Here is a 12,552-nt window from a genome sequence, read left to right as displayed (position 1 = left end):
CACGCCTCCCCACTCCGTCTACCTGCACAAACGAGTCACGAGTTGGTGTGTAAACACCTGTTTCAGCGTTGACTGTGGTGAAAAGTGGGGTACTGTGGCGGCCGGTGGGGCAGACGGGGGCTCCACTGCCGGTCCGTCGCCCGGCAAGGGAGGTGGCTGCCGTGTTCCTCGGCACTCACTACCCGCGCCTGGACGACAAGGGTCGGCTGACACTGCCTGCGAAGTTCCGGGACGAACTGGCGGGAGGTCTCATGGTCACCAAAGGCCAGGACCACTGCCTGTACGTGTTTCCCCGGGCTGAGTTCGAGCAGATGGCGAGGAAGGTCGCCGAGGCGCCGTTCACCAACGACGCCGTACGCGCCTATCAGCGGTATCTGTTCGCGGGTACGGACGAGCAGCGTCCGGACGGTCAGGGCCGCGTTCTGATCGCACCGGAACTGCGCCGGTATGCCGGGTTGACCAAGGAGTGCGTGGTCGTCGGCGCGTTCACCAGGATGGAGATCTGGGACGCGCAGGCCTGGCAGACCTATCTCGAAGAGCACGAGGACGGCTACGCCACGGCTCGCGAGGAGGTCATTCCGGGCGTCTTCTGATGGCGGTCAGCCGAGCAACAGGCCGGATGTTCCACACGCGATTCGGGTGCCGTGAGGCCTCGGTCCGCTCGACTATCGGCCCTGGCGCACCTTCCCCGGCGCCAGGTTCGACGGGCGGGCGGGGACCTGACGTCACCCGAAACGCGCATCAGGGGAGTCGAGGGACCGATGGATCAGCCGCGGCACGTTCCTGTGCTGCTGGACCGCGTCCTGGAACTCTTCGCTCCGGCGCTCGAAGGCAGGCCCGCCGTCGTGGTCGACACGACGCTCGGCATGGGCGGCCACTCCGACGCGCTGTTGAGCGCTCACCCCGAGCTCACGTTGATCGGGCTCGACCGCGACCCGCAGGCCATCGAGATGGCTTCGGCCCGCTTGGCCAGGCACGGCGACCGCGTGAAGCTCGTGAACGTCACCTACGACCACATCGACGAGGCCGTCGAGGACCTCGGCTACTCGCACGTGGACGGTGTGCTGATGGACCTCGGCGTGTCCTCGTTGCAGCTGGACGAGGAAGAGCGCGGGTTCGCGTACTCCAAGGACGCCCCGCTCGACATGCGGATGTCCAAGGGCACCGGCATGACGGCGGCGGACGTGCTCAACACGTACTCGCACGGCGACCTCGCGCGGATCCTCTCCACGTACGGCGAGGAGCGGTTCGCGGGCAAGATCGCGTCGGCGGTGCTGAAGGAGCGCGAGAAGGAGCCGTTCACCAACTCGGGACGGCTCGTCGAGCTGCTCTACGCCGTGGTGCCCGCGGCGTCGCGGCGCACCGGCGGGCACCCGGCCAAGCGCACGTTCCAGGCGTTGCGGATCGAGGTCAACGGCGAGCTGGAGTCGCTGCGGCTGGCGCTGCCGGCCGCGTTGGGCGTGCTCGGCATCGGCGGGCGGATCGTCGTGGAGTCCTACCAGTCCCTCGAGGACCGGATGGTGAAGCAGGCGCTCGCGGAGCTGGCGAAGTCGAAGACGCCGCCGGGCCTGCCGGTCGAGCTGCCGGGCCACGGGCCCGAGGTCAAGCTGCTCACGAAGGGCGCGGAGCTCGCGTCGGAGCAGGAAATCGAGGACAACCCGCGGGCGGCCCCGGTGCGGCTGCGAGCGGCGGAACGGATCGGAGAACCGCGATGACGGCGGCACCCGCGAGGGTCGGTGGGCCGTCGCCCCGGGACCCTTCCCAGACAAAGTCACAGACAAAGGCCGAGGAGAACGACAAGGCGCGGCGGCGGACCGCGGGTGCCGAGCGTGCCTACGCCCGTCGTGCGCAGCGTGCCCAGAACCTGCGGGGCGGCGCCGCCGTGCCGCAGCAGAAGGCCGCGTCCAAGGCTCCGTTCGTGGTGCTGGTGATGCTCGTGCTGGGCGCGGGTGTCGCCGGGATCATGTACTTCTCGACCCAGGCCGCCGCCGACACGTACCGCCTGCAGGAGGCACGGGCCGAGGCGGAGAAGCTGACGTTGCGGATGGAGCAGCTGCGCCGTGAGGTCGCGCTGCTCGAGTCGCCGACGGACCTCGCGCGCCGGGCCGGCGAGATGGGCCTCGTCGAGCCGACGAACCCGGCTCGGCTGCGGCAGAACCCGGACGGTTCGATCGAGGAGTTCGGCAAGCCGAGCGCGCCGACCAAGTCGACGCCGCCGCCCCCGCCGTCTCCGGAGACGCCCGCGCCGCCTGCCGGTCAGAACACCCCGCCCGCGGGTAACCAGACTCCTCCGGCGGGTGGCTGATGCCGGGTCCTGCGCAGCGGGGGCCGCGCCGCCCGTTGTCGGTGCGCTCCCGCCCGGCCGCGCGCACGGGTGGCAACACCAAGCTGCGCATCGCGGTCGGCCGCATCCTGCTGATCGGCGCGTTGCTGATCGCGGGCATCAAGCTCGTGCAGGTGCAGGGCCTGCAGGCAGGTGAGCTGTCGCTGCAGGCGCAGAAGCAGCGCACGACCAGGCTGAACATCCCCGCCGAGCGCGGTTCGATCCTCGACCGCAACGGCAACCAGCTCGCGTTCTCGATCGAGGTCCGCGCGCTCTACATCCTGCCGCAGCGCGCCCGCAAGACGTGGGACGAGGCGCGCGCGAAGGACCCCGAGCAGTACCCGGTGAGCTACGACGACCACATGCGCGAGGTCGCCAAGTTCATCTCCTCCACGCTCGGCCCCGAGGTCAACGGCGAGAAGACCGACGAGGAGACCGTCTACGGGCAGCTCGTCAAGGACATCAGCTACGAGGTCCTGGTCAGCGAGGCGGAACCGGCCAAGGCGGCGAAGATCGTCGCGAAGTTCCCGAGCGAGATCGGCTCCGAGTACCGCTCCAAGCGCATCTACCCCAACGGCGAGCTGGCGTCGAACATCATCGGCGCGGCGAACTGGCGCCAGGAGGAGAAGCCGCCGACCACCCAGGGCATCCTCGGCCTGGAGAGCATGCAGAACAACGTGCTCGCGGGTCGCATGGGCCGCCGCGTGGTCGACACGATGTCCGGTGACGACACCCTGATCATCCCGAACACCGAACGCGAGCTCGTGCAGCCGCAGCCGGGCAAGAGCCTCGAGCTGACGATCGACATCGACACGCAGTACGCCGTGCAGCGGATGGTCACCGACTACGCGAAGAAGTCGGGTGCCGGCACCGCGTCCGCCGTCGTGCTGGACAGCCGCACCGGCGAGATCGTCGCGATGGCCAACGACAAGACGTTCGACCCGACCGACTTCGGCAAGGCCTCCGAGGACCAGAAGCGCAACGCGGCGGTCTCGTCGAGCTTCGAACCGGGCTCGGTGAACAAGATCGTGACGGCTGCCGCGGCTGTCGAGTACGGCCTCTTCAAGCCTTCCGACGTGCTGCAGGTGCCGGGTTCGATCAAGGTCGCCGACCGCGTCATCAAGGACGCGTGGGGCCACGGCACCGTGGGCATGTCGTTCACCGGCGTCTTCGCCAAGTCGTCCAACGTGGGCACGCTGATGGCGGCCCAGGAGGTCGGCAAGGAGCGCTACGCCGAGATGCTGCAGAAGTTCGGCCTGGGTCGGCGCCTGCAGTCCGGTGTCCCCGGTGAGGAGTCCGGTCTCGTGCCGCCGCTGAACCAGTGGTCCGGCTCGACGTTCGGCAACCTGCCGATCGGCCAGGGTCTCTCGATGACGTTGCTGCAGATGACCGGCATGTACCAGGCCATCGCGAACGACGGCGTGCGCATCCCGCCGCGGCTGATCCGCGCCGAGATCGGCGAGGAGGGCGCGCGCAACGAGAAGCAGCGTCCGGAGGGCGTGCGCGTCGTCTCGCAGGAGACCGCGAAGACCGTCCGCGACATGTTCAGCCACGTCGCCCAGGTCGACCCGCGCGACGCGAACCAGAACGGCACCGGCCCGAAGGCCGCCATGCCGGGCTATCAGATCGCGGGCAAGACGGGGACGGCGCAGCAGATCGACCAGAACTGCAAGTGCTACTCGCAGTCGCAGTACTGGATCACGTTCGGCGGCATCTTCCCCGCCGACAACCCCCGCTACGTCGTCGGGATCATGCTCGACAACCCGCACGGGACCCAGTTCAGCGGCACCGCGGCGCCGTTGTTCCACGACATCGCGACCTACCTGTCGCAGCGGTTCCAGGTGCCGATGTCGGCGGAGCAGACCCCGTTCGTGCAGCTGCAGATGTAGATCAGGCGCTGATGTGCCGCACGACCGCGGCCAGGGACCGTTCCTGTGGTTGAACGGTGTCCACTGAGAGCGCCTCTCCTGACCAGGAGGGGAAGCTCTCCTGTCGCTGCCGCACGTCGTGCCAGTCGCCGGGGTCGTGCCAGCCGGGGATGCCGCGGCTGCGGCCTTCGAGCCGGGCGCGGTGGACGTGCGGGTCGGAGCAGTGGCACACGACCGCGCGGAACTCCGCCCCGGCCCGGCGGGCCAGGCTGTGCCAGCGCTCCCTGGTCGCGACCCGTTCGGTGGGGTGGTCGAGGATCACGGACTGTCCGGCGACGAGTTGCCGGAGGGCGAGCGTGGTCAGCACCTCCTCGGCCATCTCCAGCGTGCCGAAATGACGACCGCCGAACGGAGTCAGCGCGCCGAGCAGCCAGTCGGTGGCGAAGACCGGAATCCCCAGCTCTGCGCCCGTCGCTTCGGCCAGGGTGCTCTTCCCGCTGCCGGGCACCCCGGAGAACACGACCAGCCGGGCGCCCGCGGCGGAGTTCAGGTCGTAGTCGGCGAAGTCGTCCGGCAACCTCGGTGTCAGATCGGTCGGCACCAGTCCGACGACCCACGTGGAGGCGATCCGATGCGGCGGCTCGGCCTCGACGACGCACGTGACGACGTCAACGGTGCCGTCGTGGCGACGGATCCGTGCCTGCGCGGTGGTCTCGCCGACGTCGAGACCGACCACGACGACAGGCGCGTAGTGGGCCGCTCGGCCGCGCGTGACCTCGAGGTACCTCTGGGGCGTGACGAAGGCGGAGAACTCGGTGCCGAGCACGTCGGACGCGTCGGCTCCCCAGCCGGGTTTCCCGTCCAGGCCGTCGAGGATCCATTCCAGCCGCGCCAGAGCGGGACCGGCGGCGAAGCGGTGCATTGGTCGAGCCTAGTGAGCCTGCTGGAGGACAGGCCGGACGTTCGCGGGTAGCGGACAGCGACCAGTCGCTTCCGCGCGGTCACGGCCCGGCATTGTTAGCTGTGTTTACCGTTTTGGCAAGTGATCTGAGACACGCCCAGGCGTGGCAATGACGCATTTCATGGTTTAACAGTGAAATACCGCACTGCACATTTTCGTAATGAGACGCATTTCATCACGTCTAATACTCCGAAACCGGCGAGTGTTGGGCGAGATGGGGTTCACCGTGCGTTCATTCGAAATGTTGATCATGGCGGGCGTTGTGGCGGTGACCTTGGTTCCCGCTGCTCAAGCAGAAGAGGAAGACTTCTCCGCGAAGTCTTACTGGCTGCACATGAACAGCACGCCCACGTCCGATTCAATGATCAAGACCGAAGCGCAGCGACGCACGTACGTGGTGCTCAACGCATGGGAAAGCGATCTTGCCGCGAAGTTCAAGGCGGCTAATCCGAAGATCCAGACCTTCGTCTACAAAGACCTTTCCTCGACCCGCAGCTATGCGTGTTCCGGCGGTGTCGACGATTCCGATCTGCCCACGGGCGTCGGTTACTGCGCCGCTGATCCTTCGTGGTTTCTTCTCGATCCAAATGGTCGCCGTTTCGAGTACGACGGCTACGAGGGTCACTGGCAGATGGACGTCGGCAACCCCGGCTACCAGAAAGCCTGGGCCGACAACGTCGTCGCCTCGTCGCGAGGGGTGTTCGACGGCGTGTTCATGGACAACGCGCTGTTCGCCTGCGACACCTACCACGACGGCACCTGCCCGTCCGCGTACCGGACCGACGAGGCGATGCGCGACGCCTACCGCTCGATGTTCGCCAACACCCGCCAGCAGTTCGTCGACGCGGGCCTGAAGACCGTCGCGAACATGTCCAACGCCCGCCTCTACGAAGGCGCGTGGGACAGCTACGTCGAGAACCTCGACGGCGGCTTCGACGAGTGGTGGCTGACCTTCGGCGACAAGGACCTGCTCTCCGAGTACCCCGAGGGCTGGAGCCGCCAGGTCGCGCAGATCGCGGACAACGAGGCCAAGGGCAAGATCACCTGGGTCCAGCCCCACCACAGCGGCGCCGAGCAGCCCTTCCGCTACGCCTACGCGAGCTACCTGCTGGCCAAGGGCTCGCACGCCGCGATCTCCGAGATCGAGGAGACCGACCGCTACGACAACGCCTCCGAGTGGCGCGCCGAGTACGACTGGGACCTGGGCGCACCGGCCGACTCCTACTACGCCGTCGCTTCCAACGTGTTCCGCCGCGACTTCGAGTGCGGCACGGTGCTCGTCAACGCCAACAAGACCGGCAGCTCCGCGGTCACCGTCCGGCTGCCCGAGGCGCAGACGAACGAGAAGGGCGCCTCGGTGCGGTCAGTTTCCTTGGCGGGTACCACGGGTTCGGTGCTGCGCAAGGCCTGCTAGTCCCACCTGGGGTGTCGCCCGGTGATGCCCCACACCAGCTGCTGGATCGGGTCGGGGTCGGCCGCGCGCATGTCCACGGTCGACCACACCCGCAGGAAACCGGGCAGCTCCGGACCTTCTCCGACGCCGTCGAGAACCACCGGGATCGCCCGGTAGTTCTTGTCGCGCGCGGACCGGTCGTTGATGAGCTCCATCTCGGTCTCGTGCCACGGCCCAGGCCCGGCCGGCCCGATGAGCACGGCGGCCGAACGACTCTTCTCGATGCCCTTGGCCATCTCCTGCTGCCACCGCGAGCCCGGCTGGATGTCGTGGATGTCGAGCCACGGCAGGATCCCGCGTTCTTCGAGTTGCTGGGCGATCTTGAGCACCAGCGGCTTGTCCCTGACGTTGTGGCACAGGAAGACGTCGTAGTCCCCGGCATCCCGCTTGCCCTTCAACGTGGTCGCGGCGACGTCCTGGTCCCGTTGCGCGTTGGCGTTGGAGTTCATCTCGGCGACGGCCGGCCGCACGTCCGGCTGCTCCTCGTCCGTGATCGGGACGACTCCGTCGCAGATCTGGCAGATCACCGTCGTCTGGCCGCGGCCGAGCCTGCGCTGCACGACCTCATCGTCGATCACGTAGTCGCACGGCCCGCACCGGCGCACGCGGCGCACCACGACTTGGGCCGCGCGCTGCTCCAGGTGTTCGACGACGTAGACCTCGAACTGCCTGCGCGCGATCGGGAGCACCTGCTCGTCGTGGAACAGCACCAGCTCGCCCCTGCCCTCCGCGATCTCCCGGCTGGCGATCCCGCAGGTCCCTCCCTCGTCGGGACGGTAGGTGGCGGAGTTGTGCCACATCTCGTCCTTCTTGAAGAACCTCGAGTGCGACAGTCGCACCGCCAGCGTCGAGTAGATCAACTGCAGGTCGCCGTCGAACGTGAACACCACGTCCTGTCCGGGCAGCCGCGGCGCGTCCGGCCGTTCCCTGGTGAACTGCGAGGGGAAGATCAGGTCGACTTCCTTGTCGGTGACCTCCCTCAGGGCGATCTCGCGCCGCAGCAGCTCCTCCACGACCGTGATCAGCAGGATCCGCTCCTGCTGCCGGTTGGACAGCCGTTCGGACTCCGGCATCCGGAACGTGCCCGCGAGCGCGTCCGCCTCCGGTACGAAGCCGAGCCCGTCCGGCTCGTCCTTCGCCGCCTGCACCAGGGACGACACATAGGCGTCCAGAAGTTCGGGTCGCAGCAGGACGTAGTCGCCGAACGCCATGCGCCTGATCACGCCGACGCTCTCCAGCCGCCCCAGGCACGCCGTGAACCCGTCCAGCAGGTCCTCGGCCGGCGTCTCGTCCTGCTCGACGCGGCGGAATCCGTGCAGCAGATCATCCACTGTGGACAGGACGCGCCCCTGTCGCTTCTCCTCCAGCACGAAGTCCTTGATCGACTGGAACAGCGCCGTCGAGCTGACGACCGGCACCGCGTCCCAGTCGATGGCGCCGCGGGCCGTGCGGATCAGCTCCTCGACACCCCAGCCCTCCTTCGCGCTGGTCTCGACGAACCCGTCGAACCCGTACTGCCGCACGGCCTGTTCGATCCGAGCCGTGCCGACAGCCGTGCCACCGCGGTCGGTCCTGGCTGCGACCAGGAAGGCCTTGAGCCGCACCGCCGCCGCGCCGTCGAGCCGTCGTGCCTGGGCCAGCGCCCGGCTCCAGTACTGGACGCCCGCGAACGGATCGGTCTCGCTGCGCGCGTCGAACACCACCAGTGCCACCGCGACCTCGTTGAGATGCAGCTGGTGCACCATCCGGTAGCCGGGCTGGCCGGCGAGGTCCCAGAGCAGCGTCTCCCTGGTCTGCACGTCCCCGGACGGCGTGGTCTCGATGGACTTCTCGAACGTCCACACGTTGCGCCCGTGTGTCGAGTCCGTCGGTGCGAACGGCTGACCGCTCATCACCAGCCCCAGCCCGGACTTGCCCACACCGGTGTCGCCGACGAGCACGATCTTGGCGTTGGCGTACCGGCGCGCTGTTTTGGCCGCGCCGATCGTGCCGAGCAGCTGGTAGTCGAGGCGGACGACATCGACTGCGTTGCCGTCCTTGATCGCGAGCAGTGGCTTGGTGGGGTGGAAGGCGAGGCCGCCGCGGCCGCTGATGTCGTTGCGCGGCAACACCGCGACGCACTGCCAGTCCTCAAGCCGCCAAAGTCGGACCGTGTTGTCCATCGACATCGACGCGAGGTAGGCGCCGTCCGGGGAGAACCTGGCGCAGGTGACCAGCTGGGTGTGCCCTTCGAGGACGTTCTCACCGCCTCTGAGCCCAATGGGGATGATGACGATGTCCGGTCTGGTCGGCGAGGTAAAGGCCACCAGTGCCTTCGGGCCTTCCCGTACCGAGATGTCGCGTGCGTGCATGGCGAAGTCGAATCTCGTCAGCAGGCCTCCGTCCAGATGCTCTGAGTGGACGGTTCCTCCCGCCGCGGCCCAGATGTCGGAGCCGTTCACGGACCAGCGTGGCCTCAGGAGGTAGGACTGGTGTTCGAGGTCGGTGAACGTGAACACCGTGCGCTGCTCACCGGTGCTGACGTCTACGATGGTCAGACTTTCGGTGTTGAACAGGGCCAACGAGACGCCGTCCGGAGACCAGGCGATCCGGCTGCGCTGCCCGATCTCGCACAGGTCCCGCGTCGTTCCATCCCCGAGCCGGGTGATCATCACCTGGCGGGGTCTGTCGCGGTCTTTTCGTTGCACGACAGCGGCGACGGGTTCGGTCGGATGCCAGTCGACGTCGGAGATCTCCGTCAGTTCGCCGATGACGCGCGGCGGCGCGTCCCCTGAAACCTGCCAGCACACCACGACTTCGCCACCGTGGCTGGTGGTCAGCAGGTCGCCGACGGACGACCAGGTGACCTGGGTGACCCGGCGCTCGTCGGCCTTCAGCCCGCGGTGGACGAACTCGACGCCTGCCGGGAGATCGCCGGGATCGAGCTCTGCCTCGTTCGTCGTGGTGCGGGGCAGCCGTCGAGCGAACCCCGTGGCGTCGAAGGAGACCAGGGCTTGCAGGCCACGGCGGTCGACGTCGTCGAGGTCTCGTGACCACAGCTCGACGAGATCGTGGAACTCATGAACGGCGAAGTGGCCGTCGGCCCCGACCGGTCGCGTGAACGCCTGCAGCAGGACCAGGTTCGCCGAGTAGACGGCCAGGGCGCGGCCGGAGTTCGACCGGTAGCGACACCTGAGCAGCAGGTCCGTCAGATGGAGCGTCAACTCTTCCTGTTGCTGCGCTGCTCGTTCCTCCGCGAGCTGGGTGACGAACGTCAGCGTGGCCGGACGGAGTGACAGGAGCGCATGCGACAGCAGCTTGAACGGCAGTTCGGCGTCCGGCTCGTCACGGGTCTGTAGGAGCGCGTCCACCACGAGCGAGGCGATGCGGAACTCGGCGAACGACGCGGGTTGCCGTTCAAGCTCGCGGAGAACGGCTTTGACGGAGCTCATGTCCTCGTGACCGAGCGCCGCGAGATCGGCGCGAAGCTCCTCCGCGGTGATCGGCCGCCAGCCGCGGTTGAGCATCCCGAGCGCGGCGACTCCCGGCACCGGGAACGACGGTGTCAGAACGGCGCTCTCGAACAGATCTCTGATCGTGAAGCCGGTCGACCGGGGATCGGCCAGCGTCTGCGTCAACATCAGCAACTGCAACGGGTTTCGGGCGAGATGCGGGTGGGCGAGAGCGTCCGCGACCCTCATGGGCCGCTGGTTCCTGTGCGTGGTCGCCTGGTTCCACGCCTCGACCCAGCGACGGATCTGCGCGTCGGAGAAGTCGAGCAGCCACACGACCGGGGTGCCGTCCGGAATGAGCAGGTGGTCGAGGAACGACGTCCGCGCGGTGACCACCACCGCCACCGGGTTGCCGAGCGTGATCTCGGTGCGCTGGAACCTGACGACCTCGTCCAGGTAGTTCCGCTGCGCGCCGGAGGTCTGCATCAACTCGTCCAGGCCGTCCAAGATCACGACACAGGTCTTGCCGCCGCCTTGCCGGGCGAGATCGGCCCACTCGACGTCGCCGCTGGTCTGCTGCCGCAGCGCCGCCCTGATCTGGTCGGCGACCGTCGCGTTGGGGGCCGCTGTCCGCAACGGCACGCGCAGGACCACGTAGTCGGTGTCAGGCCTGCGAGCGGCGAACACCTTCGCCAGCGCCGTCTTGCCAGAACCCGGCCCGCCGACGACCAGCAGCGGCAACCTGTAGGCGTCGACGCTGGTGAAATGGCCGACGAGCAACCGGTTCAGGTCGTTCCGAAGCTCGGTCTCCGACGACCACCAGCTCTCGTCGGTCAGCCGCGCCAGTGGACCTGCCTGCGTCAGGCGGTATTCCGGGGCGATGTAGAGCACCCCGAGGCCCGGAGTGCTTCCAGGGAGCGCTTCCAACTCGGCTTCGTTGGCCCGGTGCAGCCTCGCGTGGGCGTCGTCGGTGATGTCGTCGATCCAGTGCCGCTGTTCGTCGGCTGTGCTCGGGCTCGCGCCGGCCCACGTCGCGAACTCCGGCACGTCGACCGCCAAAGCCCGGAACTCCTGCTCGTAGCGCGCTGTCACCTGGCTCACGAAGGCGGGCTCCAGCAGCAGCTCGCTGCCACTGGCCGGGCTCATCTTGCGCAGGATGCGGTGAACGCGTTCCCCTCGCTCGGCCGCCCACCGGCCGACCGCGTTGACGTTGTCGGCGAAGAACCGGGTGATGGACGGGGCGGGTACCTCGTCCGAGTACAGGTAGACGACGGACCAGTGGTCTTCCTGCTGCCAGGTGCTCTTGCCCCGTTGCGCCTCGTGCGGGAGGACTTCGCGGACGGTCTCGAAGAAGGCCGTCGTCACCAGCAGGGTGTGCACGGCGGTGACCGGGTCGAGCCGATCGAAGCCGTTGAGCGAGGGCAGCTCCGCGATCACGTGCGCCAGCCGGTCTCGCACCAGCTTCGGTGCCCTTCCACCGTCGATCCACCCGTACAGGCCGCGGTACGAGGTGAGGGGCAGGCTGTTCGACAACGCGTACCCGAGCAGCTGGTCGACAGCGTTCAGCCACGCGTCGTCTTCCTGGGCGATGATCCGCAGAGCGCCGTGGAGCGTCGTCGCGTCAGCAGGCGGCATCCGCACATGCTAGGTAGTTCATGCGCGGCCGAACGAGGCTTTGCTTACGGCACCACCCGATCGTCGTGAAGAGGCTCAGGCCGAGCAACGAGCACAGGACACGACGAGTGGTACAAAGCCGCGCGCGTGATCAGGCCGACGCCATCGTGCTGCCCACCGCGCCCCACGACCACGAGGTCGGAGTCCAAAGCGGCCAGAGCCTCGTGCGGATGGCGCGACTCCACGACAACGTCCGGCGTGAGCTCAGGAGCCGTCGTGCGCAGGAACAACACCGCGCGCCGGACGGCTGCCTCGTCGCGCGGGACGACGACGCCGCCCTGGGCCGGCGGGTGGACGTGCAGCAGGCGCAACGACGCACGGCGGGTGCGGCAGAGCTCGACCGCGCGCCGCAGCACGACCGGGTCCTCGCACCCGCCGACGGCCGCGGTGATCCAGCCGTACTCGCCACGGATCGCCGGGGGTCGTCCGCGCACCACTACGACTCCGCACCGCGCCTGGCGCAACACCGGGAGGACGAGGGAGCCCAGACCCAGGCTGCGGTGCTGTTCGCCCTTGCACCCCAAGACCAAGGTCGCGCTGGAGTCCGACGCCCTCACCAGTGCGGCCACCGGGTCGTCACCGCTCGGGCGGAAGTGGGCGGTGAGCATGGGGAGTCGTTCGAGGACCCGCTGGACCGTCGTGTCGCCGGGGTCCGCGAGGTACACCTGAAGGTCCGTTCGCAACGACCACGCGTGGCGCGCTGCCCATTCGAACGCGTGGTACGCGGTTTCCGAAGTGTCGACCCCTACCGTCACGGAACGACTGAAATCCGGTGCCCAGAAAGAAAACCTCCTGGGTTCCACCGTCGTGGTTGTTCTCATCGCCGCCTCCTGCCGCCTCTA

8 protein-coding genes are annotated in these 12,552 nt (G+C 68.1%); 5 read left to right on the top strand and 3 right to left on the bottom strand.

The annotated features are described in order from the left end of the window. Positions 1 to 161: 161 nt before the first annotated feature. From mraZ to AB0M24_RS33945, 4 genes are all read left to right on the top strand, one after another. Complete coding sequence (gene mraZ, locus AB0M24_RS33960; protein ID WP_363777414.1) at positions 162 to 593, top strand: division/cell wall cluster transcriptional repressor MraZ; 432 nt, start codon at positions 162 to 164, stop codon at positions 591 to 593. A 168-nt stretch (positions 594 to 761) separates the two neighbouring features. Beyond that, on the top strand, positions 762 to 1,715 hold the full coding sequence (gene rsmH, locus AB0M24_RS33955) for a 16S rRNA (cytosine(1402)-N(4))-methyltransferase RsmH (RefSeq protein ID WP_363777412.1): 954 nt from the start codon (positions 762 to 764) through the stop codon (positions 1,713 to 1,715). Beyond that, positions 1,712 to 2,305 carry a hypothetical protein gene (locus AB0M24_RS33950; protein ID WP_363777410.1) on the top strand — a complete coding sequence of 198 codons (594 nt, stop codon included), beginning with the start codon at positions 1,712 to 1,714 and terminating at the stop codon, positions 2,303 to 2,305. The genes rsmH and AB0M24_RS33950 overlap by 4 nt, the downstream gene beginning before the upstream one ends. Further along, positions 2,305 to 4,212, top strand: a complete 1,908-nt coding sequence (locus AB0M24_RS33945; RefSeq protein WP_363777408.1) for a penicillin-binding protein 2 — start codon at positions 2,305 to 2,307, stop codon at positions 4,210 to 4,212. The genes AB0M24_RS33950 and AB0M24_RS33945 overlap by 1 nt, the downstream gene beginning before the upstream one ends. Position 4,213: 1 nt before the next feature. Here AB0M24_RS33945 and AB0M24_RS33940 read toward each other — a convergent pair whose 3' ends face one another. After that, entirely contained in the window at positions 4,214 to 5,113 is a 900-nt protein-coding gene (locus AB0M24_RS33940; RefSeq protein ID WP_363777406.1) for an ATP-binding protein, read from the bottom strand. A 265-nt stretch (positions 5,114 to 5,378) separates the two neighbouring features. Here AB0M24_RS33940 and AB0M24_RS33935 point away from each other — a divergent pair, with 265 nt between their 5' ends. Further along, entirely contained in the window at positions 5,379 to 6,566 is a 1,188-nt protein-coding gene (locus AB0M24_RS33935; RefSeq protein WP_363777404.1) for a putative glycoside hydrolase, read from the top strand. On the opposite strand, the gene AB0M24_RS33930 is transcribed toward AB0M24_RS33935, so the two are convergent. Together AB0M24_RS33930 and AB0M24_RS33925 are read right to left on the bottom strand one after the other, a co-directional pair. Continuing rightward, the gene (locus tag AB0M24_RS33930; protein WP_363777402.1) at positions 6,563 to 11,671 is read right to left on the bottom strand and encodes a TIR domain-containing protein; all 5,109 of its coding nucleotides are present in this window, start codon (positions 11,669 to 11,671) and stop codon (positions 6,563 to 6,565) included. The two genes, AB0M24_RS33935 and AB0M24_RS33930, sit on opposite strands and share 4 nt — an antisense overlap. A 44-nt stretch (positions 11,672 to 11,715) precedes the next feature. After that, positions 11,716 to 12,465 carry a universal stress protein gene (locus AB0M24_RS33925; protein ID WP_363777400.1) on the bottom strand — a complete coding sequence of 250 codons (750 nt, stop codon included), beginning with the start codon at positions 12,463 to 12,465 and terminating at the stop codon, positions 11,716 to 11,718. Positions 12,466 to 12,552 lie beyond the last annotated feature (87 nt).

Origin of the sequence: Lentzea sp. NPDC051838 (assembly GCF_040681245.1) — a bacterium.
In the GTDB taxonomy this organism is placed as follows: Bacteria; Actinomycetota; Actinomycetes; order Mycobacteriales; family Pseudonocardiaceae; genus Lentzea.
Note: the sequence above shows the minus strand (reverse complement) of the source record. Positions and strands in the feature narration are given on the sequence as shown.